Here is a 25,757-nt window from a genome sequence, read left to right on the forward strand (position 1 = left end):
AATAATTGATACAGTATAAGTCTTATAGTGATGATTAATAAATAATTTGGCTTTAATGTAGAATTACACTATAACGGTTTTATTGTTTCTTATATAAACTATGAAAACTAAAACAATTATAATTAAACAAAATATTGGACCAATTATAATAGGTACTTGCTTGTCGATATGCTCACCTAAAAAACCTGAAATAAATAGACATATTGAAGCACCAATAGAACCAGACATTATCAAGTAGGAAGAAACTTTTGGGCTAGAGTAGTTAGCATTGTTAATACCATATCCTAAAAGTGTCGGAAACATCGCAGCACAGCCAAAACCTAAGACAACACCTCCTATAATAAATCCAGTTAGAGTATTAGCAACTAAAAATATTATAAAGCCAATTAAAGTGATAAATGAGCTAATCATAATATACACAGCAGGCTTTATTTTTGTCAGTACAAACAAGCCAACAACTAAACGTGAAAGCGCGATAATTCCCCAAAATAAGCCGATGATAAGACCTACATCTGTAACCTTTATATGCTTTGCCTCTTGTAAGTATGGAGAGAACCAGTATGAAACAATATATTCGATATATACATAGATCATTATTGCTATAGCAATTAAGATTACACTAATATTTAAAAGTTTAGCTTTGGTCGAGTTAGCATGGTTATTAAGTTGTTTATTGATATTTACGCTGTCTTTTTCTTCAAATTTTGCCAAAGCTATAGTTATCAATAGAATTAAGTACAAACTGCCCATACCAATAAACACAGCTTGCCAAGAGAATTGCTGTACTATATGACCACCAATAAAAGGTACAAATGCAGATCCTGCTCCAAAGAAGAAATTTAGAACGTTTAATCGCGATTCACTCTTACCACTATTACTATATGCGGCATGTATTGTTTGACTAACAGCAGGTACGAGTAATCCAACGCAAGTACCATTTAAAAGAGCACAAATAGCATAGATATATAAAGGCCAAGCGCTAGCTATAGTAAATTGCGCAATAACACCGATAGCTAGTGCGATTAATAGAGTATTTCTACAGCCTAGCGAACTCATGGTTTTTGAGCTTAAAGCGTTACCTACTAGAAGTCCCAAGATATTCAAAACATCAATATAAACAATATGAGAAACATTAACACCATAATGACTAGATATTTGTGGTGATACTAGCCCAAGTATTGCTCCAAATCCACCTGTAATAAATGCTGCAAAAAAGCAAATGCTAACAGCTTTTAGTTTTAAGTTATCAGGAACTGTGAAGGTTGATAACTGGTTATTTGTATTAATTGATGCCATCTGTACATTCTCTGTTTTTTATTTCCATATTGAATTTAGTTCATATAATTTGATAGTTAGATCCTCTTGGTCTACAGCTGTTACTTTCATAGTATTTTTCATTACATTGGTTGCTTCAAATCTCATAGTAATTGATTCTTCTCCTTTATTAACAAAAAGCTCAATACTTGTTGTGTCTAAGAAGATATCTACAGATATTTCTTGCGAGCGTATATCTTTTATAAAAGCTTTATCTATAACTTCATTAAGACTATTTTTCACTAATATCTGATTATTTTGATAATGAATATTAATCACAAATCCTTGATTACCCTCTAAAAGATCTAGTTGCCAGTTATTATCCGAGCTGAAATCTAAATTTAGTTCGATAAGATTTGATGGCAGATTAATGCTTTGATTAAAGTTTACTGACTGTAAGTGTTGCACTCTGAGGTTTTTATAAGTATCAATTGGATACGATATAAGTCTATTATTTTTGATTCTAAACTGTCTCATTAAGCTCATTGCCCCAGCCGAATCCTCTTTAGCTCGGTTTTTATAGTCCTCCCAACAGTTCATCCAGCCTATGGCATATCTATTACCATTAGCTTCAAAAGTTTGTGGAGCATAAAATTCCTTCGCTGAATCTATATATCTAAGAGGAGTCTTAGGTATGAAATGTTTACCATCAAAATCACCAATATAGTAATACGATTGATAGTTAAAATCCTTTTTACCTTTAGTTTCAAATATTGACAAAATAAGAACATAGTTACCATCAAGGTAAAATAGATCTGGACACTCTAATGTTCTACCTGAGAGAGTTTTTTCTTGAAATAAGATACTATGATAAATCCAATTTTCAGCATCATCAGATCTATAGAGTACAACACTCGGATATCCATTTGCATAGGTGCCAATAACTAGGTAATAACAGTCAAATTTTTCATCAAACCACACTTTAGTATCTCTAAAATCATAAGAACAAAAATCTGGCTTACGATTTATTACAGTTTCGGTTTTGAGAAGTGAATTCCATCTTTGCTTTTGATGAGATTTTGTTTTTCTTATAAAGATATTTGGAGTATTGTCTAAATCTTCAAAGTGCTCTGTATAAGTCAGAAAAAGCTCATTATTGACAACTGTAGCACTTCCTGAGAAAGCGCCACCAATATATCTATCATCAAGATCGTTTTGTGGGTAAATAGCAATAGGTAGATGTTGCCAATGTACCATATCTTCAGATACTGCATGTCCCCAGTGTAGCATCGGTGTATGCTTACCATAAGGATAGTGTTGGTAAAACATATGATATTTACCTTTAAAGTAAACTAAACCATTTGGATCATTTAACCATGCTTCTTTCGCAGTGAAGTGATACTGTAGACGCTCAGTATTTCTTATATTCGAATTATCATGAGAATGATATGATTGCCATTTACCATGTTTTAGACTAAAGCAGATACCTCCTTGCTCAAGCAAAGAATCATCATATATCCAACCATTTTGAATATTCAAGTTTTGTATATCGCCAACTATTTCGAAAATATATTCTTGATCAGCTACTAATGACCATTCAACATGGTAATATTTTGATTTTAGATTTGTCGGTATTATCGCGACACATTCAACAATATTCCCATTATGTTTTAGTCTAAATTGACCCTGATTGACAGAGTTATAGTCAAAAGAGATTACAGAGTTATTTTTAATATTGATAGCAAAACAACTATTATTAAGTTTTTGTATGAGCATTGTTTTAAAACTAAAAGGATATAATCAAAGTTTATGTGACTAAATGATTAGAGTCAATTTTTAGATTATCTTAGCTATATTTTTTTTATAATTTGATTAGTAAATTCTTTAGTAGAAGCGAGTTTAGTTCCTTGAGTGTATATATCTTGAGTTCTAAAACCATCTTCAAGAGTTAGATTAATTGCATTTGCAATATCTTCAGCTTCTGAGACTAAGCCAAATGAATAAGAAAGCATCAATGATGCAGATAAAATCTGTGCGATTGGATTTGCTTTGCCATGACCTTTGATATCATAAGCAGAACCACCAGAAGGCTCATATAGACCAAACCCATCTTTGTTTAAGCTTATAGATGGTACCAGACCAATTGATCCAGGTAATACAGATGCTAAATCAGAAATAATATCACCAAAAAGATTACCAGTAACCATCACATCAAACTGACTAGGGTTAAGCACCATTTGCATCGCACAATTATCAACATACATATGATTAACTTTTACACTTGGATAATCTTTAGCTACTTCATTGACAATATTTCTCCATAGTCTTGATGTATCTAGGACATTTGCTTTATCAACGGATGTAAGTCTATTTGAGCGTTGAGTAGCTCTTTCAAATGCTTGTGCGACAATATTTCTAATTGTATGTTCATCATACTCAGCAATATCAGTTGCACATCTTACGCCATTTTCATCTGTAAAAGTTCTATGTTCACCAAAGTAGATATCTCTAGATAGTTCTCTAAAGATTTCAATATCTGCACCATTTGCAATACGACTATGTTTTAGTGGGCAGGCTTCTCTAAGAGCTGGAAAAATTTTGCTAGGACGAATGTTTATATTAAATCTAAAATGTTTTCTAAGGGCTAGAATGCTATTAGCTTCACAGCCTTGCCATTTTTCTTCATTTTGAGCTTCAACAGGTCCACCAACAGAGCCAAAAAGTATTGCGTCAGAGTTTTTACATATCTCTAATGTTTCTTCTGGACAGTGACTCTTATATTTATCATAAGCTGCGCCACCAACTAGAGCTTCTATATAGTTAAATTTATGATTATATTTTTTAGCGATAGCATCAAGAACTTTGATTGCTGATTCCATTACTTCAGGTCCGATTCCATCACCTGCTAATATAGCAATATTTTTTTCCATTTTAGCCTCTTTGTGATTGTTCAAATCTTTTGATTATATCTAGATGCTCAATAAGATAAGTCATATCATCAAGTCCTCTGATAAGGCAATCTTTACGGAAAGGGTCATACTCAAAGTTATAAGTATTGCCATTAGCACTAACTATCTGCTCTTGTAGATCAACAGTCATACTAAATTTTGGATCTTCTGCTTTATCACATAATTCTTTGACAGTATCTTTGTCTAAAGAGATTAACAATAATCCATTTTTAGCAGCATTATTGAAGAATATGTCAGAAAATGATGGCGCAATTATAACTTTGATACCTGCTTGAGTTAACGCCCAAACAGCATGCTCTCTTGATGAACCACAGCCAAAATTATCTCCAGCAATCAATATTTCAGAATTAGAATAGTTAGGGTTATTAAAAACAAAGCTACTATCTTTTTCCTTTAAGTTATGGAATAAACTTTTACCATAACCATCTTTTGTTGTTTGAGTTAGAAAGTTAGCAGGAATAATCATATCTGTATCAATATCACTTAGCCATAAAGGAATTGCGCTAGATGTTAGTTTTTTAAAAGCTTGCATTCTTATAGCTCCTTGTCTAATTTATCAACACTACAAATCTTACCCATAACAGCACTCGCAGCAACTGTTTGTGGTGAAGCAAGATGGGTTATACTTCCTTTACCTTGACGACCGATGAAGTTTCTATTTGAAGTACTAATACATCTTTGACCTTCTGGAACTTTATCATCATTCATTGCTAAGCACATTGAGCAACCAGGCATTCTAAATTCAGCACCAGCATCAGCAAAGATCTTATCTAACCCTTCTAATATTGCTATGTTTCGCACTTGCTCAGAGCCAGGCACTATATACATAGTGACATTTTTAGCGACTTTTCTGCCTTTTAAAATATTAGCTACAGCGCGCATATCTTCAATACGACCGTTAGTACAACTACCAACAAATGCCCATTGAATTTCCTTACCTAGGATATCTTCATCAGCATTAAATTTAGTATAATCATAAGCTTGTTGAGCTAGTTTATGTTGATGAGCTGGAATATCTTTCAAGCTTGGAATCTTAGCTGAGATACTGATAGCATGTTGAGGGTTTATTCCCCATGTAACCATTGGCTCAAGTCCTTCAATGTCGACTTTGATAGTTTTGTCATAGTGAGCATTTTCATCACTGATGAAGCTATTCCAATATTCTACAGACTTGTCAAAATCATTACCTTGAGGCACATATTTTTTACCTTTTAGATAGCTAAAAGTTTTCTCATCAGGAGAAACCAAACCAGCTCTTGCACCAGATTCTATCGACATATTACATAGCGTCATACGCTCTTCCATGGTCATATCTTTGATCGCTTGACCAACATATTCGATGACATAGCCTCCAGCACCACCAATACCAATATTAGCGATTAGCTTCATGATAATATCTTTAGCGGTAGCTGATTTTGAAGGCTTACCAACAAATTCTACTTTCATTGTCTTTGGTCTGTATTGCAAAATACAGTTAGTCGCAAGTACATGACCAACTTCAGATGTTCCGACACCGAATGCTAAAGCTCCAAAGGCACCATGCGTAGATGTATGAGAATCTCCACATACAAGAGTTGAAGCAGGTAGTGTGAAGCCAAGCTCTGGACCTATCACATGGACAATCCCTTGGTGTTGGCTTTCAAAATCATAAAAATCAATTCCAAACTCTTTAACATTGCTACGTAGCTTTTCTACTTGAGCTTGGGCAACTTTATCCTTCATTTCTAGACGATTGATAGGTGATGTTGAGATACTGTGATCTACAGTTGCAATTATTGATTTTGGATTATTTATAGGGATATTTAACTCTCTAATTTTATCGAAAGCTTGTGCTGAAGTTACCTCATGCATTAGCATTCTATCTATATACAAAATATCTGGAAAATCAGGTATTTGTTTTACAACATGAGCATCCCAGATTTTATCAATAATATTTTTTGCCATTTTATTTCCTATAGTTTGTTTCTATATATAGTTTGTTAGTTGCTACTATTAATGCTTTAAGCGAAGATATTTCAATATCTTGATCTATAGCAACACCTTCAACAGCATGGCTATTATCGCCAGTTTTAATTATGATTGTTGTTTCAGATTTAGAATTAATTCCAGCATCTTTTAGTGATCTAGAGAAGTAATCTGAAATATTTACATCAGGGATATACTCTTGGATACCTTTTAGTAAAGCCGATAGAGCAGAATTTTCGCCACGATCTGTAATTCTGTAGTCGGTATTACCAAAGAATCTTCCTTTAAGCTCAACATAGGTTTCACCATTAGATTTACCATAATCTATAGCTGAAACATCAATAGGTGATTTAATCCGTTTATAAGCCTGTATTAGCTCTTCATCGGTGATACCTTTTCTACGCTCATGATAAATATCTTTTATTTGCTGAGCTATAGCTGCTTTTTCTTTATCATCACAAATATAACCATTTTCTTCAATAATTTTTTTAGCATGGTTACCGCCAGATAGTGGACCAAAAATAAAGCTAATTTCATTACCAACAGATTCTGGGTGGAATGGCTGATATGCAAGAGGATTTTTTAATATCGCATTTGTATGTCCACCAGAAGTATGTCTTGCTGAGTTCAGTCCAGTAATAGGGTGATGAGGTTGTCTTGATAACATTCTTTTGCCAATAAAATCTGAAATAGTTTTAAAATGTGCAATATTAATGTCATTGTAGTAATGACAGTCTTTTTGCTTACCAAAAAGATTTATAAACATCACACACTGCTCTAAAGAGGCGTTACCAGCTCTCTCACCAACTCCATTGATACACCCCTCTACTTGTCTTGCTGGGCCATCAAATACTGCGTTCATAGAGTTTTCTAAAGCTAAGCCTAAATCATTATGGCAATGAGCTGACCAAATTATATTCTTATTAGGAAACTCTTTTTTGATGATTTCTGCATGTTTAGTCATATTTTTGACAAAATAGTTATCATTTTCACGCTCACATGCACCACCAATAGTATCAGGGCAGTTAATAACTTTAGCACCAGCAGATACAGCAGCCCTAAAAACATCAGTAACATAGTCAAAAGTATCACCTAGTCTTGAGTATCCTTCGGCACTAAACTCAACTTCAAAACCTTGATCACTAGCTAACTTAACTAACTCATAAACATTTGCAATATTCTGCTCGTTATCATTTTTGCTACCAAGGCTAGCTTGAGCTAGGTTTGGATCTACAGGTAAATACATATGTATTCTAGCTTTACCTATTGCTAAAGAAGGACGTAAAGCATCCATAGTGATTTCAACTTGGTTCTTTCTTAACTGGCATAATCCAGCAATAACCATATTAGAGTTTTTCTCAGCCATCCTTTTTGAGATAGTATTTACTATTTCAAAATCTGTATTACTTGCTGAAGGAAAACCTGCTTCTAATATATCGATATTTAGCTTATCTGCAAGATCTGCATATGTAATATTATCTTCAAAAGACATCCCAGCTCCAGGAGATTGTTGTCCATCTCTAAGAGTTGTATCAAAAATATAAATTTTTTGCTTATCCATACTGGACTCCTTATATGTAAGTTAGAGCTTCCTTATAAACCAATCCTTGCTTTAACTGTTCAAATACTTCTTTTATTTGATTAGTTATCGTATAGTCAGAACGCTTTAATTTATTATCATCAATGCTAGCTACTGGTGTTATCTCCGCAGCTGTTCCACAAAAAAATGCTTCATCAGCATTTATTAGTTCGTCAACTTTAAATAAGCGTTCTGTAACTTTATATCCTAAGTCTTTAGCAATTTGGATTACAATTTTGCGAGTTATACCATCTAGTATAGTTCCTAAAGGAGTTGTTATAACTTCGCTATCTTTTACAAAAAAGACATTCATTGCCGCACCTTCAGCTACAAATCCATCAGCATCAAGAAGTAGAGATTCATGATAATGTGTATCTAATGTTTCTCTAGTTGCTAACAAACTATTTACATAATGACCGCCAATTTTTGCATCACATACAGTTGAGCGCGGATGAATTCTGATATATTTACTGACTTTGATATCTACTTTATCTGCAGCCATATATTTACCCATATCTATACAATAAATAGTTATATCAACAGGATGATCTTTCGCTGGTAAAACATTAACTCCTCCTTCAGCAAAATATGCTAAAGGTCTTATATAGCAAGATTTTTTACCACTAGCTTTGACAGTATCTAATACAGCTTGACATAGCTCATCAAGAGTATATTTGCATGGCATACCTAAGACATTCATTGAGTACATAAATCTTTGCATATGTTCTCTTAGTTTTAGGATACCAACTCCATTAGGCGTATCATAAGCTCGAATACCTTCAAATACAGATGAACCATAGTGTAAAGAATGAGTATTTATACCAACTTTTGCCTCTTCATAGGAGATAATTTCGCCATTTTTCCAAATTTTATCTATCATATTGACCCTCGATATTTGTAATTATTTGTAAGTATTTTTTTATATAACAATGTCTTTAGTTATAGACAGAGGAGTTTTGTGCTGAGGGAGAGGAGTGCTTGAGAAGAATTACTTAGAGATTTGATTTTTTGGTTAAACATAGCAGTGGCTATATTGCCACCACTAAATGCTTTGACAGCAGAGAAATTATATTCCCGATGTCTTCGTATCTGTATACATGAATCTACTTTTTTATTCATTTTCCCTTAGCTTTGTGATTAAACGATATTTTATATATATAACATCGCTATTTAAAACTCGATATAGTTATTGTAGCTATATAATATTTTAGTGTAAACCTAGATTATAGCTTAATTAATGATTTTTTTTGAAAATGAAAAAATTTATGAATAAAAGTGATCATCTACGATCGGCGTATATTTTTGCTTGAGCTGCAGATAACCTTGCTATAGGAACTCTAAAAGGAGAGCAAGATACATAGTCAAGATCTAAATCATGACAGAAACCAACAGAATATGGTTCACCACCATGTTCACCACATATTCCCATTTTAGCATTAGGGTTTACAGCTTTAACACCTTCTTTAGCTATTTGCATCAGCTTACCAACACCTTTAGGATCTAGTCTAGCAAATGGATCAAAGCTTAGTATACCTTTCTCAAGATAATCTTTAATAAATTTATTAGCATCATCTCTACTAAATCCAAAAGTCATTTGGGTTAGATCATTTGTACCGAATGAGAAAAACTCGCTACCAGCTTCAGCAAGCATACCAGCACCTATAGCACCACGTGGAGTTTCAAGCATTACACCAACTTTGTAATCAATATCAATTTTTTCACGCTTTAGGATAGTATCAGCAACTTCTCTGACAATACCACTTAAGAGCTTAAACTCACCAAGAGTACTAACTAGAGGAATCATAAGCTCTGGCTTAACTTCTATACCCATACGTTTACTTGATATTGCAGCATAGATTATAGCTTTAGTTTGCATCTCAATGATTTCAGGATACGTTACAGCAAGTCTACAACCTCTATGACCCATCATAGGGTTTACTTCGCTAAGTGCTTCTATACGTGCTTCTAGTTCACTATAGCTAATATTAAACTCACGAGCTAAGTCATCAATCTCATCTATCTCGTGAGGCAAAAACTCATGTAAAGGAGGGTCTATAAATCGGATTGTTACAGCTAGGTTATCCATAGCTTCAAATAGCTCTTCAAAATCTTGTTGCTGTACTGGAAGTAGCTTATCTAGAGCTCTTTGTCTTTCTTTTTTATCTTTAGCCAAGATCATTTGTCTAACATAAGAGATACGATCCTCTTCAAAGAACATATGCTCTGTTCGACATAGACCAATACCTTCAGCACCAAATGCTCTTGCTATAGACGCATCTTTAAAAGTATCAGCATTACATCTAACACGAAGTTTACGTACGCTATCAACGAACTTCATAAACTCTTCGAAATCTTTAGTAACTTCAGGATCAACAGTCTTAATAATACCTCTATAGACACTACCTTTTGTTCCATCAAGAGATAAATAGTCACCTTCTGTAAATACTTGACCTCTTTCAAATGTTATAGTCTTCTTTTCTTCATCAATTCTTGCTGATTCTAACCCAGATACACAGCATTTGCCCATACCGCGAGCAACAACAGCAGCATGAGATGTCATACCACCACGTAGAGTTAAAATACCATTACAAGCATTCATACCTGCTATATCTTCAGGAGAAGTTTCGATTCTAACCAAGATAGTTTTCTCTTCGCCACGTGCTTTTGCTGCAAGTAGTGATTCAACATCAAAGTATATTCTACCACTGGCAGCGCCTGGTGAAGCACCTAAAGCAGAACCAAGAGGACGCTTAGAAGCTAGAGCTTTCTCATCAAATTTAGGGTGTAGTAATTGCTCTAATAAATGAGGCTCAACCATCATCACCGCTTCTTCATTTGTGATTAGCCCTTCTTTAGCCATATCAACAGCTATTTTCAAAGCTGCTTTTGCAGTTCTTTTACCATTTCTTGTTTGTAGCATGAAAAGTTTACCATCCTCGATAGTAAACTCCATATCTTGCATGTCTTTGTAAACTTTTTCTAAATTTTTAGCAATTTTCACAAAGTCGTTAAAAACTTCTGGCATTTTATCTTTTAAGGTTGAGATATGCGCTGGGGTTCTGATACCAGCTACAACATCTTCTCCCTGCGCATTAATTAGATATTCACCAAAAAGCTCATTTTCACCAGTAGATGGGTTTCTAGTAAATGCTACTCCTGTACCAGAATTATTACCAGAGTTTCCATATACCATTTCTTGGACGTTAACTGCTGTACCCCAGTTATTTGAGATATTATTAATCTCTCTATAGATGATGGCTCTTTCAGCATTCCATGATTTAAAAACAGCTTCTACAGCAGCCAGAAGTTGCTCAATTGGATCAGTAGGGAAGTCTTTACCGACTAAATCTTTATAAATTTTCTTATATTCTGTAACTATATCTTTATAATCTTGAGCTGGTAAATCACAATCATTTTTCACCTTTCTTTTAGCTTTTTTATCTTCTAGAACTTTATCAAAAGGTTTCTTCTCACAATCCATAACAACATCTGCAAACATCATTATGAATCTTCTATAGCTATCATAAACAAATTGCTCATTGTTTGTCTTTGCTACCATAGCTTTAGCAACAGTATCATTTAGTCCTAAATTAAGGACAGTATCCATCATCCCAGGCATAGAAACTCTTGCACCAGAGCGTACTGATACTAGTAGAGGATTATTGCCACCACCAAAAGTCTTACCAGTTCTTTTCTCTAAATCTTTTATATGCGCAAATATTTGTTCTTTAACTTCATTACTTAACTTTTGGCGATCATCATAATACTTAAGACATGCTTCTGTAGTTACGGTAAATCCATCTGGTACAGGTAGACCACTATTTAGCATTTCACTAAGATTTGCACCTTTTCCACCTAGTAAATCACGCATAGACTTATTACCTTCGCTAAAGGCATAGACAAACTTCGACATAAAAACTCCTCTCAAGTTTTTTATAAATTAATTTGAAAACAGTACACTCTCAAGCATACTTAAGTCTTATCCTATCACATTTTAATAGATATATTAAAGAGTTTTATTTTATTATTTCTATTATAAAATAGACTGAGAATAATGCTTTAATATAAAAGCTTTCTTCATTTATTAAGTGTTTGATATATTTTAAAGAGATCTTTTTTTGACTTTATAAAATAATTTATAGAGTTAGTATTTAAATATATGTGATTTTTATAACTTTCCATATTGGTTAAATATTTATTGAGTGAATAATATTCAGTTATATTTACTGCTTTTTTAGACTTGCTAAAACATTATCAGCTTTAGATTCGATAATATTATTGATCTGTGACTGGGATAAGCTAAAAGTTTTATCAGACTTAAATTCCATAGAATCATCATTTTCAGGAAATATAGCGGTTAATATACCCTTATCATTCTTATATATTATCGCCTGATTCGCTTTTATTACGACATCTCCAATAGCTAAGGTAGCGTTGGGTTTATCAATTATAGATCCGTAGCTTGATAAAGAGTATAAGCTCAAGATGATTAATAAAAATAGTATTCTCATTTTAAAATAGCTAAAATTAATTATTGTAATACGTTATTGTACCAATGACATAAATAAATCTTATAATTTTTACACCAAATATTTCTAGCTATTCATAATCTGTAAGAGTGGAATTTGTATATTTAAGAATAATAAAACTTTAAGCTTATTATAATTCTAATTTTTTTAAATTTTTTAAAGGTCTATTTTTAGACAGTATATTTTAAATTGGAATTTTAAGAGCATTTCTTACTACTACAACTAGAGCAACCGGTAAGATTTGCCACGAAATTTATTTTTGTTGATAAATATTTCATCAAAAAAACTATCCCAATGATGTATGCCATAGCTATAACAATACAAATGATAGCACTACTAGGATGCTCAGCAATATTGAGTAATTGATAAACAACAACAGCAGCTACATATGCGATAGAGACGCTCCAAAGTACTGATAAAATTGCCCAGCCACGTGTAGATTCTCTTACCATTGCACCAACAACGGAAATACAAGGTATATATAGCAATACGAAGAGTAGATAAGCAAAAGCAGCCGATAATGAACCGAATTTTGTTACCATATTTCCCATCGCACCATTATCCATATTAGCATCAGCTTTACTGGCTTCTATTGGATTCATAAGAGTTGCTAGATCTATACCTTTGATATTATCAATAGTTGTATTCCACGATTCTTTGATACTATCTATTAGACTAAACTTATCAGGAATGACATTGTCTTCACCTTGAGTATAAATAGTATTTAATGTTCCAACCACAACTTCTTTAGCAAGTGTACCAGTTATTAGACCAACAGTTGCTGGCCAGTTATCATCATTTATGCCCATAGGATTTAGAATTGGTGTAATTTTTTTACCGGCATATTCAAGTGCTGTGGTTTTATTACCAATATATATACTATTTAGACTACCAACAATTATAGCTACAGGAACAATAACTTTACCTGCCCTAATTAAGAAGGATTTTAGTCTATTCCAGCTATAGATCATCACTGTTTTAAATGACGGTGTATGATAGTTTGGGATATCCAAAATAAATGGAGCAGTACCACCCTTTAAAAATGTGAATTTGATGATATAGCCCGTAATTATAGCTCCAACTATACCAGCTAAATATAGCAAGAATATTACAGTAGCACCATTATGAGGAAAAAATGCACTAGCAAATACCGAAAATATCGCAAGCCTAGCACCACAAGACATAAATGGCGACATCATCAAAGTCATCAAGCGATCTTTACGTGTTTCTAAAGTCCTAGCAGCCATGATTGAAGCAACATTGCAACCAAAACCAACAATTAACGGCACAAAAGCTTTGCCGGATAAACCAATAGATTGCATAAATCTATCCATAACAAAAGCAGCTCGAGACATATAGCCAGAGTCTTCGAGTATTGACAAAAATATAAATAAAAAACCAATCTGAGGAATAAATCCTAGTACGGTATTGATACCTGTACCTAAACCATTTGCAAGAATACCTGTAATAGGCGTCGGTAGACCAAGCATGTTTGAGTAATATGCTAAGCCATCAACAAAAATTGCATGAGATAAATCATCAAACATTGGTTGTATTGCCCCACCTAATGTAATTGAAAATAAAAACATCAGATACATCATCAATAAAAATATTGGCACACCTAAATATTTGTTCATGCAAAGTGCATCGAGTGCTTTAGTAAAGTTAAAGCGAGAGACTTTTTTATTTTCAGTAATACTAGCCACAATTTCAGCGACAGCATTATACCTGACTTTAGCAACATCAATGTCAGAGTTTGATTGTAAAAGAGACTTTAGGTTATCTAGTTGGCTAGCTGTGATCTCTTGTGAGAGTTGTAGCTCTCTACCATCAATTAATTCAGTAGCAAGCCACAGACTACCAATATCATCATTTCTCTGTGTGGTTATTTGTTGTGCTAACTCAGAGACTATCCTTGGATAGTAACTTTTTAAGTTAAAACTAGAGATCTTTTGATGATCTGCTAGCGTTTCTTTTAACTCTTTAATACCAATACCTTTCGCTGCAACGACTGGTAATACTTTACAGCCTAATGCTTTCTCTAATCTATCATAGTGAATAATAAGTCCTTTTTTATTGGCAACATCAATCATATTAACCGCTAATATAACTGGTAGTCCAAGCTCAATAAGTTGCATAGTTAGATAAAGACTTCTATTTAAATTAGAAGCATCTAGAACATTGATAATAGCATTAGGTTTCTCTTTAACTATGAAAGAGTAAGCTATTTGTTCATCAATAGAATTTGCATCAGATACTGATAATGAATAAATTCCTGGAATATCAACAACTTCAACTTTTTTATCTTTTGAATTAAAAAAACCAGTTTTTTTATCAACTGTAACTCCAGACCAGTTACCAACTTTTTGGTTAAGTCCTGTTAAAGCATTAAAGATTGTTGTTTTACCGCAGTTTGGATTGCCAACTAAAGCATATTTCATAATCAATTCTCAGGGATTTATACTGTAGATTCTCTAAAGAAAGTGGGGATATTATATCAAAATGATTATTAATTGGTAGATGTAATAATGATAATTATTATCAAATATTTATTATTATATTTGAATTACCTGTGCTATCGGTATTATTATGATTATAAATCATATCACATTGAGCATAAGCTTTTATTATTCCTGAAGATATCCTTACCTTAATACCTTTTTGATATTGTGGCAAAGTTGCTGTTATTACTGAGCAATCATCTGAAAAAGAGTTTTCAGCCTTACATACTTTGATTTGAGTTCCTGTAAATGAAATATAGAGCTTTTGGTTATTTTTAAAGAATTTATCATTATTGCGATAGTAGGTTAATGTAGCAGTTGTAGTTTTATCTTTTATCGCATCAAAACTAAATGCTTGGATATCATTATTCCAATCATTAATAAATGCTTGATACTTACCATTGTCAATTACACATTGAATATATTCACCATATCTTGGATTGGCTTTTATGTCAGCTATTTGTTGTTCCTGTTGTTGTTTATAAGCTAACTCTTGGGCCCTTTGTTTAGCATCAATATCGGCTTGTTTTTGAGGAGTCATTTTTTGCCACGTTTCATCAGATATCCCAAGAGGGTGAATTGTACAGCTAGCTACCAATAAGCTAACAATCATTAAAATTAGTATTTTTTCATTTGTCGTAATTATTTTAAATTGATAAAAGTTTTTGTCGATAAAATTTTAGTTCGGCAATTGATTCACGAATATCATCTAAGGCTTTGTGAGTATTTTTTTTCTCAAAGCCTTTGCTATCGCCCCAATACTGATTAAGCAGTTTTAGAGTAGTGACATCTAGCATTCTGTAGTGACAATAGTCATCTATTTTTGGCATATACTTTGCAAGGAATCTTCTATCTTGCCAAATTGAATTGCCGCATAAAGGAGAGCTTTGGTATGGTACAAACTCTCTTATAAATTCTAAAATTTGTTGTTCGGCGGCTTCTGTAGAGATTGTACTAGCTTTGACTCTTTGTGTAAGTCCTGTTTCAGCATGAGTTTTTATACACCACTCATTCATAGTAGCTAAAACCTCATCAGGCTGATAGATTGCAATTGGCTCTGCTTCAGCGATTATATTTAGATCTTTATCAGTAATAATTGCAGCTATTTCGATAATTCTGCAGTTATCAACATCAAGACCTGTCATTTCAAGATCAATCCAGATTAGATTATCTGCTGATTGCATGCTTAGTCCTTTACTCTAGATACATAAGTTGAAGTTCTAGTATCAACTTTTATAATCTCACCAGTTTGTACAAAAAGAGGAACTCTAACAACTGCACCAGTTGATAATGTTGCAGGTTTACCACCTGTACCAGCTGTATCACCTTTTAAACCAGGATCTGTTTCGACAATCTCAAGATTTACGAAGTTTGGTGCAATAATAGAAATAGGTTGACCATTAAAAAGAATTACTTGGTATTCATCCTGATCCTTAAGCCATTTTTTTGTCTCACCAAGAGCTTCTTCAGAAACCATGTATTGTTCAAATGTCTCAGGATGCATAAATACATAGCTATCGCCATCAAAATATGAATATACAGTTGTTAGTTCTTCTACATCTGCAGCCTCTACAGATTCACCAGATTTAAAAGTTTTTTCAACTACTCTATCATTAAGTAAGTTTTTTAGCTTAACTCTATTAAAGGCTTGACCTTTACCAGGTTTGACAAACTCATTCTCAACAATAACCATAGGGTTACCATCAATCAAAATTTTTAAGCCACCTTTAAACTCATTAGTACTATAACTAGCCATTTTTAATAATCCTCAACGTGTTTTTTAATAATAAATTTAATTCCAACATTCAGTAGGGGTTTTATTTACTATACCACCATTAACCTCAATCTCTATATTTCTACATGGAGTATCAGCTGTTTGTGAACCTTGTGCTACCGCGGTTATTACATAGCTTACGCCTAAACACTCAGAATCACCCGAACAGTATGATAGATGGTAGTAGTTATTTTGAGTATTTTCATGATAGAAACTATTTATATCGCTACCAGAAGGAAATGAGCCAAAACGGATCTCAAAATTATCAGCGGCACTAGCAGCTGATAGCAGTTCAGATGTTGCTTCGCTACGATGATTTCTAAGTATGTAATTGTTATACATAGGTATACCTATAGATGCAAGAATAGCTATAATTGCTATTACCACCATTAACTCAACTAAAGAAAAGCCCTTTTTATCTAACATCTGATAAAAGCCCTAATATATTTGTGGTTCGCCGTTTGGTCTAGTTCTGTAGCGACGATGTTGCCATAGGTATTGTTCCGGATATTTTCTTACCGCATCTTCTAGGAATTTATTTGTCATTTCAGCATCTTTATAAGAGTCACCTGTAAACTCGAAAGGCTCTCCAGTTACTATTTTGTATTTTTTAAGACATTTTTCTCTAACATAGTATGCTGGAATTACAACAGCGCCTGTTTTTTGTGCAAGCCAAGGAGTTACAGTTAAAGTTGAGCATAATTTACCAAAGAAAGGAGCAAATATCGAATTCTCTAATCCTGTGCTTTCTAAACCAAAGTCTTGATCAGGAGCATACCACATTGTATAGCCTTTTTTTAAACTTTTAATCACAGAAACAAAGTTTTTACTATCAAGGCACTTATACAGGCTTTTTTCGCGATACTGTTTAATTAGTTCTTCTATAAGATCGTTACCATTTTTTTGGTACATTACTGTAAAAGGAGAAAACTCTTGCCCCATATATCTACCGATTATCTCGATACAATGAAAATGAAAACCTAAAATAATTAGTTTTTTTTCAGGATCATTGTGATATTTTTCGAATCTTTCCCTAGAGCCTTCTTCCCATTCAAACTCTATTTTATTGAACCTTTTTTTAGAAAGAAACCATGCCGCCGTTGTTTCAGCACCAGACAGTACCATTGAATAATAGCTTTTTTTGACTAGTTTTTTTATTTCTTTGTTAGATTTTTCAGGAAAAGCTATTTTAAGGTTCTCACGAGCAATATCATTACGACTTTTTAAAAAAGGTTTAATAATAAATCCAATAGTTGACACTATATATTTATGAGTAAATAAAGGTAATTTTGAGCCGCAGTTCATTATACCAACGACAATCCAAATCCCCCAATTTTTAGGACTAAACTTGTTATTATTCATTTGCTTCTTAACATTAAAACGCTATTGACATTCTAACATATACTTTAGTAATCATAAATACTAATAAATTTTTTCTTCACCTGGTGGTCTTGTTTTATAGCGGCGATGTTGCCATAAGTATTGTTCAGGGTGTTTTTTAATTATTTCTTCAAGGATTCTATTTGTTAGTTTCGCATCTTCTAGATCATTACCACTAAATGTTATTGGCTCTCCAGTTATAATACGATATCCAGAAAGGTCGGGCTTTCTGATATAGTAAGCTGGGATCACAGTAGCATTTGTTTTTTCTGCTAACCATGGTGTTACAGTTAGGGTAGTACAAAGTTTGCCAAAAAATGGCGCAAAAACTACATGTTCCTTAAAATCTTGATCTGGAGCGTACCACATAGAGACTTTTCTTTTTAAACTTTTGATAACTGCGATGATATTTTTTCTTTGGAAGCATTCAATCACATACTTTTTGCGTGATGAGGTAATGATATATTCCATCAGAGGGTTATTATGGTATTGATACATCACTGTAAACGGACTATAGTTCTCACCAATATAGCGACCAGCTATCTCAAGGCAATGAAAGTGAAAACCTAGTACCAGCAGAGTTTTATCTTTATCATAATGAATTTTATCAAATGATTTTAGGTCGTTATCAAAGGGAATTTTGTTAAAGTTCTTTTTAGTCATAAACCAAGCGATTAGACTTTCAAAACCTGCCATGCTAGCTGATTTATAACTTGCATCAGCTAGTTTTTTTATTTCTTGATCTGATTTTTCAGGGAAAGCAATCTTAAGATTAGTAATTGCTATTTGTTGCCGTTTTTTTAGTAGAGGTTTTGCTAGAAAACCAATACCTATTGCAAGACGCATTAATATTTTGTATGGAAGTATATTTACTAGAATCTTGGCGATCCAAATTATAATCCATACACCCCAATATTTTGGTTTAAGTAGAGATTTATTCATGTATGTTTATTTTTTATGAGTAGCTTGATAGTGTCTTGTAATAATCCACTGTTGTGAAATACTGATTAGGTTGTTCGTCAGCCAATATAATACTAGACCAGATGGGAACGATGCAAATAGGAAGGTAAATATTACTGGTAAGAACATCATTACCTTTGCTTGCATAGGATCAGCAGGAGCTGGTGATAGTTTTTGTTGTAAAAACATCGACAGCCCCATTAGTACTGGAAGTACAAAGTATGGATCTTTCATTGATAGATCATGAATCCAGAATATAAAAGGCGCTTGTCTTAGTTCTACAGACTCAAGTAGTACCCAGTATAATGAGATGAAAATTGGGATCTGTATAAGCATAGGTAAACAGCCACTAAGCGGATTTACCTTCTCTTCTTTATACAACTCCATCATTTTCTTACCAAGAGCTTGGCGATCATCTTTGTATGTTTCTTGCAGACGCTTAATTCTAGGCTGTAGCATTCTCATCTTTGCCATAGAGCGGTAGCTCTTCGCAGAAAGAGGGTAGAAAATAAGCTTAATCAAACACGTTACTAAAATAATTGCTAAGCCCCAGTTACCAACTAGAGAATGTATATGATTCATAACCCAAAAAATTATTTCTGAGAAGAAAGACAACATTCCATAGTCAAGAGTTTTTTCTAGATTTGGCGCTAAGTCTACTAGGTTAGCCTTTATTATTGGACCAGTATATAAAATAGAAGAAATATTTTCTGACTGGTTTGGTGCTATTGTCACACCCGTAAATGCCCCAGCTTCAAATACATCGCCATTTAGGTTTTTATAATAAATTTTTGCATTGGTAGATTGTGGTATCCATGCGCTTACAAAGTAATGCTGTAAAAATGCAACCCAACCTTGACCATCACTATTTATTACTGTTGGCTGACCATTGGTTTTTGAGATATCTTTAAAGGATTCTTTTCTAAAGCTATCTTTAGCTGTAGAGTATGCGACACCTGTAAAAGTATAGCTATGAGCGTTTAATAAGCTAAAGCTATCACCAGCAGGATCAAAATCTCTAGCAAATGAATCATCAACGATTAGATTAACTGGTGCGGATGTTGTATTTTTTATACTTTGTGACACTGTTATATTATACTTAGTATCATCAAAAGTATATGTTCTAATTATTTGTAAGCCATCAGTATTAGCAGTTAGAGTTAGGATTTGCTTACCATTTTCTGTTTTGATGCCTTGGCTTTCAAAATTGATGCTAATAGGCTGCTTATTTACGACTATCGTGCTCTTAGCAATGTATTCAGAACCTGATTTATCTGTAAGTAGACTCATTGGAGTCTTATCATCAAGACTAATAGTATAGTCTTTTAAAGACGCCGATATAATTGCACCATCTACTAGACTGACTTTTAGATCTTTGAAAACGCCAGTATTAATTGTGATACTTTTAGCATTATCATATTTAGAAAAATTAGTCTCTTTAGCTAAAGAACTTTTTGCATCAGTTGCAGTTATATTGGTATTTGTGGTTGCATCTGCATTGTCGTAATGACTATTATTTTGTGTTTCTGATGTTTGCTGTTTAGTATTGTCAGCAGGGAATGTTTGCTCCCATTTTCCCATCAATGAGATAAACATTATTGCTATTGTGACTAATAGTAATATTCTTATATGATTAGCTTTCATTGTTTATTTTAACCTTTTTTATTTTTACAAGGAACCGGGTCATAGTAGACTCTTTTTGAGAGTGGATGACACCTCAAGAGCCTACGTGTAGTTAAGTACAATCCCTTTAGTATACCATGAGTTTTCAGAGCTTCTAGAGCATATTCTGAACAAGTTGGATAATATCTACATCTAGCAGGTATAAAAGGACTGATACAGTAGCGATAGAGGTTGATTAGCATCACAAAAGGAACTAGTGTAATTCTTTTAAAAAATATTCGAACTCTGTTATAGATTGCCACAACTCTTCCTTAGTAGCTTGTGCTGCTGTTTTCTTACTTAGCACTATCAAGCTTTTGTGATCTAAGAGATCCTTGTGTAAACGAAATGATTCTTTAACTATTCTTCTACAAAGATTTCTTTTGGTAGCTTTTTTTATGTTTTTCTTTGTTAAGATCACACACAAGCCAGGGTCTTTTATGTTTCTCTTAGCTAAAAGAAACGTGAAGTGTAGCGTACCTAATTTGCTTTCTACGCTATCAAAAGCTTGTTGGATTTCACTTTTATCAAGTATATTTTGCTTTGTTAGGCAAAAATTATGCAGCAAGCTTTGCTCTACCCTTAGCTCTTCTGTTTCTGATAACTTTTCTACCACTTAGAGTTTTCATACGAGCACGGAAGCCATGAGTTCTCTTTCTTTTTAGGTTTGAAGGTTGGAATGTTCTTTTCATTTTATTTTCCTCTTAAAATTCTAATCTTTATTTAATACATTACAGAAATAGTTTCGATATTCTATAGAAAAGCCCTAAATTAGTCAAATACTATTTACTTGGGTTTGTGCATGGTATTAGGTTCATTTTACTTAGCTCGTCCCATGATTGATCGGGACACTCTTTGGGTTGTTCGGCAGGGAAGCAATAACCTTGCCAACCTCTATAATTTTCAGTACTTAAGCATTTTTTAAATTTTTTGACTTTCAAGTACGCGGGTGTCCATGTTGATGAGTCTGAACCAACTAACTGTTGATGTTGTTTTGGTTGATCTATAGTCGGAATATTATCTTCTCTTATGTCTTTACCTAGAGGAGTTGGTGTTGCATTCATTGCCATTGGCGTAGCATGATCACTTGGTTTGACTATTTTAGTTTTTTCAGTTGCTGTACTTATTACTATACTAGAACCGCTATTGCTTTGAGTTGATAGATTATTTGTAGTTATTTCATCACTAAACCCAGATACAAAACAAAAACTACAAATAAGTAAAATAGATATTTTTTTCATTTTCTTAATTAGATTATTGATTAGGTAGTTCTATAATATTTATTTTCTCTTTTGTATTCAAGCTAATCATTGGTACTATGTTATAATCTTAAAATAAACTCTTTAAAACGTTCAGTCTATGAAAGATTTGTATCATGTGATTGGTTTTCCAGTGAAGCATAGCTTGTCACCAGCAATTCAAATGAGGTTAGCACAACAATATAAACAAGATATGCTTTTTACAGCTATTGAAGTTGCACCACAAGACTTGGAAGCAAGAATTCAAGAATTTAGAGATAATCCTCAAGTTAAGGGCTTAAGCATTACTGTACCTCATAAAGAGAGAGTTTATGCTTTATCAGATGATGCTGATATTACTGCTAGAGCTGTTCAAGCAGCTAGCAATGTTATATTCACAGCCGAGCGTAAAATGATTGCTTTGAACTATGATGGGCTTGGTATAGTTAATGATATCAAAAATAATTACAATGTTGATTTTGCTGGTAAAAAAGTACTTGTGATCGGCGCTGGTGGAGCAGCAAAAGCAGTTGTTGCAGCAGTCCTTAAAGAATCGCCACTATCTCTTAGTATTACAAATAGGACACAAGCAAAAGCAGAAGCTATCAAGGAGCTTTTTAAAGCTCATGCTGAGATTGAAATTATCGATTTTCACAATATTAGTGATTCTTTTGATATAGTTATTAATTCAACATCATCTAGTATTTATGGTGAGTTACTTCCTTTAAAAGATAGTAATTTCAATAAAAATTCTTTTGCATATGATCTAATGTATGCTAATGATGGCACTATTTTTACAAAATGGTGTCAAGCTCATAATATAGCAGCAGCAGATGGTAAAGGTATGCTTAATGAGTTAAGTATTGCTGTATTTAAATATTGGCGTGGGTTGTGATTAAAAATAAGGATTGTGCTAAAATATTTATATCAGTTCATCATTATTATATTTGCTACAGAAGGCTAATTTGAATAAAAAAATATTATTTCTTGGAGTTGGTGGCATAGGAGTATCAGCTTTAGCTATTGCAGCTAAAAGGCTTGGTGCTGATGTTGCTGGTTATGACAGTATTCCAAATAAACTAACAGCAAAACTCCAAACTTTAGGAATAGCAATATTTACTAGCCCTAGTGGTGTTGATGTTGCAAATTATGATATTGTTGTATATTCAAGTGCTATACTTAATAATCATCCGCTGTTATCACAAGCTCGAACTTTAGGGATACAGTGCTTGCAAAGAGCGATGTTTCTAGCGGTTTTAATGAAAGACTTTAGTTATAGTCTTGCGGTTACTGGTACACATGGTAAAACAACTACCTCAAGTATTTTGGCGACATTGCTCTGTGAGTTAGATAAGCATAGTAGTTTTGTTGTTGGTGGTGTTGTCAAACATGTAGATTCGAATATACAAGTTAACGGGACTGATAAATTAGTTATCGAAGCTGATGAAAGTGATGCTTCATTTCTCTATCTGAGCCCACAGGTTGCTATAGTCACTAATATTGATTTAGATCATATGGCAACTTATAAAAATAGTTATCAAAACTTACTTGAAAACTTTGCAAATTTTATTAGTAAAGAAAGTGTAAAGAGTATTTATCTATGTGCTGATGATCAAGGTTGTAGAGATTTACTAGCTAAATATACTCTGACAGACAAAAATATTACATCCTATGGTTTTTCTAATGATGCTGATGTACAAATATATGATTATCATATTGCTGATGAAATTACTCATTTTAAAATTATTTATAAAGGTGATGAGTTAAGTTTTAAGCTTCAGCTACCAGGTAGATATAATGTCCAAAATGCGACAGCTTGTATTATCGCCTGTCTTGATTTAGGGTTTAAATATGAAGATATTAACAATGCACTAATTACAGTTGCTGGGGTAGCAAGACGATTTGATATCTATACGAAGATAATTTCGGGATATCAAGTGACAGTTATTGATGATTATGGACATCATCCTGTTGAGGTTGCTAATAGTCTAAGCGCAGTTAGAGATAGATATCCAAATAAGAAGATTATTCATGTTTTTCAGCCACATCGATACACGCGCAACAGAGATTTGATAAAAGATTGGCCAAAGGCTCTTGCGCTGGCAGATCAACTTATTCTATTACCGACATACTCTGCAGGTGAGCAAGTTATAAAAGGAGCAGAGAGTCAAGATATTGCTAAAGGATTATCTCAGTATCTACTTGCTGATAGTTTTGATCATGCAATATATTTTTTAGAAGAGCTTGCTAATGATGATACGGTTGTATTGGTTCAAGGTGCCGGAGATATTACAAACTTAGTGGAGATGTTGGGTGAATAATTTGGAAAAAGCAACCCTTTATGTTGTTGCTACACCTATAGGTAATTTAGAGGATATCACTTATCGAGCACTAAATGTTCTAAGTAATGCTGATGTAATTCTAGCAGAAGATACCCGTGTCACAGCAAAGCTTCTAGCAAACCTTAATATCCGTAATAATCAAAAGTTAGTTTCTTGCCATGATTTTAATGAAGAGTCGCGTGTACAATATGTTAAAGAACTTCTCGATGCAGCTAAAACTATTGCTTTAGTAAGTGATGCAGGAACACCATTGATTTCTGATCCTGGCTATAAGATAGTAGCAAACTTGCGTAAAGAAAATTACAAAGTCGTGCCAGTACCTGGAGTAAGCGCATTAATTACTGCTTTATCAGCGGCAGGGATGCCTTCGGATAGTTTTATTTTTAAAGGTTTTTTATCAGCTAAGCAAAACAAAAGACAACAGCAGATTCGTGAGTTTCAACAAATAAATACCACAGTAATCTTATATGAGTCAGTACATAGGATAAATTATCTTTTAGAAGATTTTTTAGAGCTTCTGCCTAATACTAATATTGTTGTAGCAAAAGAGCTTACCAAACAATTTGAGAACTTCGTCTTTGGTTCAGTGCAACAGGTTTATGATTATTTTCAAGCCAATCAAGATACTCTTAGAGGCGAATTTGTGGTAATTATTGACTGTAATTTTGACAGTAATCTAAATGATAGTGATAATCTGAAAATAGACATCGATGAACTTCTAAAAGATCTGCTTGATGAGATGCCGCTTAATAAAGCTGTAAAATTAGTTACAAAAATTACTCGAGCTAAGAAGAACTTTGTTTATGAAAAAGCATTAAAGCTTAAAGACGCTAGTTTACCTTAAATTTATTGGTTTCTAGCTTACTATAAAAACCAGCTAAAAATTGCTTTTTAGCATTAGTTTTTTTAAGAAAATTATATTCTGAATTATATAGCAAAGTCCCAATGATATAGCTAATCTCAGCAACTTGCTCTACTGAAAGTTTATATTTCTCTCCTTCTAAACCTGCTTTCATTCCCTTAATAAACTCTTGTTTAACAATAATCTTTGAGGTTGTAGAATTGTTTGGAATTTCAAAAAAGTTATAGCCTAAGCTATAGCTAAACTGAGAATTAGTAATTTGTTGAGGTAAAGACTTTGGATCAGTGCTAAGAAGCTGGTTTAATCTATCTTTTGCTATAAGTTCATATTTAGGCTTAAGCTGATTATAATGATCATATACTCCTTGTAACACTGTTTGAGGATTATAATGAATATTTTCTGACTTAGGACTAAAGAGCTCTCCTTTTTTTAAACTATTTGCTCCAGTAATATATCCCATGCAAAAGCTTATCTTATTTTTATCACTATCTTTGATAGCTAAGTTCTCTGAGTTATTTGAGATTTTGTCACTGAGAGCTTTATAAATTTCAGTTAAGGAGTATTTTTGTTTGGTACCACTTATAGTTCGTTGTTTAAACTTAGCTGCTACTGTAGCACCTTTGTTATAGTAACTAGAAGTTTGAGTGCTGGTTTGGGAGCAAATTCCTAGTGAAGAAAATAGCACAGAAAGTGTCATAGCTATAATTTTAAAAAATCTTATTAGCATAAGGAAAATACTCCT

The 25,757-nt window shown here is 33.2% G+C and carries 25 protein-coding genes; 3 read left to right on the plus strand and 22 right to left on the minus strand.

Going from position 1 to position 25,757, the window contains the following annotated elements; genetic code table 11:
* Positions 1-63 precede the first annotated feature (63 nt).
* From FSC454_RS00170 to FSC454_RS00270, 21 genes are all read right to left on the minus strand, one after another.
* The gene (locus FSC454_RS00170) at positions 64-1,296 is read right to left on the minus strand and encodes an MFS transporter (protein ID WP_066045177.1); all 1,233 of its coding nucleotides are present in this window, start codon (positions 1,294-1,296) and stop codon (positions 64-66) included.
* 18 nt (positions 1,297-1,314) lie between these two features.
* Positions 1,315-3,030 (minus strand): GH32 C-terminal domain-containing protein, encoded by a 1,716-nt coding sequence (locus FSC454_RS09895; protein ID WP_156860525.1) that lies wholly within the window; start codon positions 3,028-3,030, stop codon positions 1,315-1,317.
* A 74-nt stretch (positions 3,031-3,104) separates the two neighbouring features.
* Positions 3,105-4,184: a 3-isopropylmalate dehydrogenase gene (leuB, locus tag FSC454_RS00180; protein WP_066045173.1), complete on the minus strand. Its 1,080-nt coding sequence runs from the start codon at positions 4,182-4,184 to the stop codon at positions 3,105-3,107.
* Between the two features lies 1 nt (position 4,185).
* Positions 4,186-4,755 carry a 3-isopropylmalate dehydratase small subunit gene (gene leuD / locus FSC454_RS00185; protein ID WP_066045171.1) on the minus strand — a complete coding sequence of 190 codons (570 nt, stop codon included), beginning with the start codon at positions 4,753-4,755 and terminating at the stop codon, positions 4,186-4,188.
* A gap of 2 nt (positions 4,756-4,757) precedes the next feature.
* Complete coding sequence (leuC, locus tag FSC454_RS00190; protein ID WP_066045169.1) at positions 4,758-6,167, minus strand: 3-isopropylmalate dehydratase large subunit; 1,410 nt, start codon at positions 6,165-6,167, stop codon at positions 4,758-4,760.
* A 1-nt stretch (position 6,168) separates the two neighbouring features.
* Positions 6,169-7,749 carry a homocitrate synthase/isopropylmalate synthase family protein gene (locus FSC454_RS00195; protein WP_066045167.1) on the minus strand — a complete coding sequence of 527 codons (1,581 nt, stop codon included), beginning with the start codon at positions 7,747-7,749 and terminating at the stop codon, positions 6,169-6,171.
* 10 nt (positions 7,750-7,759) lie between these two features.
* On the minus strand, positions 7,760-8,647 hold the full coding sequence (locus tag FSC454_RS00200) for a branched-chain amino acid transaminase (protein ID WP_066045165.1): 888 nt from the start codon (positions 8,645-8,647) through the stop codon (positions 7,760-7,762).
* A 399-nt stretch (positions 8,648-9,046) separates the two neighbouring features.
* The gene (gene ppdK, locus FSC454_RS00205; RefSeq protein WP_066045163.1) at positions 9,047-11,680 is read right to left on the minus strand and encodes a pyruvate, phosphate dikinase; all 2,634 of its coding nucleotides are present in this window, start codon (positions 11,678-11,680) and stop codon (positions 9,047-9,049) included.
* Positions 11,681-11,990: 310 nt separating this feature from the next.
* Entirely contained in the window at positions 11,991-12,278 is a 288-nt protein-coding gene (locus FSC454_RS00210; RefSeq protein ID WP_197456243.1) for a hypothetical protein, read from the minus strand.
* Positions 12,279-12,493: 215 nt separating this feature from the next.
* A complete protein-coding gene (feoB, locus tag FSC454_RS00215; protein WP_066045161.1) occupies positions 12,494-14,737 on the minus strand; it encodes a Fe(2+) transporter permease subunit FeoB in 2,244 nt (747 codons plus the stop codon).
* A 100-nt stretch (positions 14,738-14,837) separates the two neighbouring features.
* The gene (locus FSC454_RS00220) at positions 14,838-15,410 is read right to left on the minus strand and encodes a hypothetical protein (RefSeq protein ID WP_066045159.1); all 573 of its coding nucleotides are present in this window, start codon (positions 15,408-15,410) and stop codon (positions 14,838-14,840) included.
* Positions 15,411-15,444: 34 nt separating this feature from the next.
* Complete coding sequence (orn, locus tag FSC454_RS00225) at positions 15,445-15,981, minus strand: oligoribonuclease (RefSeq protein WP_066045157.1); 537 nt, start codon at positions 15,979-15,981, stop codon at positions 15,445-15,447.
* Between the two features lie 2 nt (positions 15,982-15,983).
* Positions 15,984-16,553 (minus strand): elongation factor P, encoded by a 570-nt coding sequence (gene efp, locus FSC454_RS00230; RefSeq protein ID WP_066045155.1) that lies wholly within the window; start codon positions 16,551-16,553, stop codon positions 15,984-15,986.
* A gap of 36 nt (positions 16,554-16,589) precedes the next feature.
* Positions 16,590-16,997 carry a type IV pilin protein gene (locus tag FSC454_RS00235; RefSeq protein WP_014547388.1) on the minus strand — a complete coding sequence of 136 codons (408 nt, stop codon included), beginning with the start codon at positions 16,995-16,997 and terminating at the stop codon, positions 16,590-16,592.
* 12 nt (positions 16,998-17,009) lie between these two features.
* Positions 17,010-17,933, minus strand: coding sequence for a lysophospholipid acyltransferase family protein (locus FSC454_RS00240; protein WP_066045153.1), 924 nt, complete (start codon positions 17,931-17,933; stop codon positions 17,010-17,012).
* Between the two features lie 60 nt (positions 17,934-17,993).
* On the minus strand, positions 17,994-18,893 hold the full coding sequence (locus tag FSC454_RS00245; protein ID WP_066045151.1) for a lysophospholipid acyltransferase family protein: 900 nt from the start codon (positions 18,891-18,893) through the stop codon (positions 17,994-17,996).
* A 6-nt stretch (positions 18,894-18,899) separates the two neighbouring features.
* Positions 18,900-20,555, minus strand: coding sequence for a membrane protein insertase YidC (yidC, locus tag FSC454_RS00250; RefSeq protein ID WP_066045149.1), 1,656 nt, complete (start codon positions 20,553-20,555; stop codon positions 18,900-18,902).
* Between the two features lie 8 nt (positions 20,556-20,563).
* Positions 20,564-20,812, minus strand: coding sequence for a membrane protein insertion efficiency factor YidD (gene yidD / locus FSC454_RS00255; RefSeq protein ID WP_197456246.1), 249 nt, complete (start codon positions 20,810-20,812; stop codon positions 20,564-20,566).
* The gene (gene rnpA / locus FSC454_RS00260) at positions 20,788-21,141 is read right to left on the minus strand and encodes a ribonuclease P protein component (protein WP_014547393.1); all 354 of its coding nucleotides are present in this window, start codon (positions 21,139-21,141) and stop codon (positions 20,788-20,790) included. Before rnpA ends, yidD begins: the two co-directional genes overlap by 25 nt.
* Positions 21,131-21,265, minus strand: coding sequence for a 50S ribosomal protein L34 (gene rpmH / locus FSC454_RS00265; RefSeq protein ID WP_003014180.1), 135 nt, complete (start codon positions 21,263-21,265; stop codon positions 21,131-21,133). Before rpmH ends, rnpA begins: the two co-directional genes overlap by 11 nt.
* A 90-nt stretch (positions 21,266-21,355) precedes the next feature.
* Positions 21,356-21,814: a hypothetical protein gene (locus FSC454_RS00270; RefSeq protein ID WP_066045148.1), complete on the minus strand. Its 459-nt coding sequence runs from the start codon at positions 21,812-21,814 to the stop codon at positions 21,356-21,358.
* A 118-nt stretch (positions 21,815-21,932) separates the two neighbouring features.
* Here FSC454_RS00270 and aroE point away from each other — a divergent pair, with 118 nt between their 5' ends.
* The 3 genes from aroE to rsmI all read left to right on the plus strand — a co-directional run bounded on the left by aroE (position 21,933) and on the right by rsmI (position 24,997).
* Positions 21,933-22,706 (plus strand): shikimate dehydrogenase, encoded by a 774-nt coding sequence (gene aroE, locus FSC454_RS00275; RefSeq protein WP_066045146.1) that lies wholly within the window; start codon positions 21,933-21,935, stop codon positions 22,704-22,706.
* 70 nt (positions 22,707-22,776) lie between these two features.
* A complete protein-coding gene (gene murC / locus FSC454_RS00280; protein WP_066045144.1) occupies positions 22,777-24,132 on the plus strand; it encodes a UDP-N-acetylmuramate--L-alanine ligase in 1,356 nt (451 codons plus the stop codon).
* Positions 24,125-24,997 carry a 16S rRNA (cytidine(1402)-2'-O)-methyltransferase gene (rsmI, locus tag FSC454_RS00285; protein ID WP_044247109.1) on the plus strand — a complete coding sequence of 291 codons (873 nt, stop codon included), beginning with the start codon at positions 24,125-24,127 and terminating at the stop codon, positions 24,995-24,997. The genes murC and rsmI overlap by 8 nt, the downstream gene beginning before the upstream one ends.
* Here rsmI and FSC454_RS09745 read toward each other — a convergent pair.
* Positions 24,984-25,742 (minus strand): hypothetical protein, encoded by a 759-nt coding sequence (locus tag FSC454_RS09745; protein ID WP_066045142.1) that lies wholly within the window; start codon positions 25,740-25,742, stop codon positions 24,984-24,986. The genes rsmI and FSC454_RS09745 overlap by 14 nt on opposite strands.
* Positions 25,743-25,757 lie beyond the last annotated feature (15 nt).

It is taken from the genome of Francisella hispaniensis FSC454 (genome assembly GCF_001885235.1).
Taxonomy (GTDB): domain Bacteria; phylum Pseudomonadota; class Gammaproteobacteria; order Francisellales; family Francisellaceae; genus Francisella; species Francisella hispaniensis.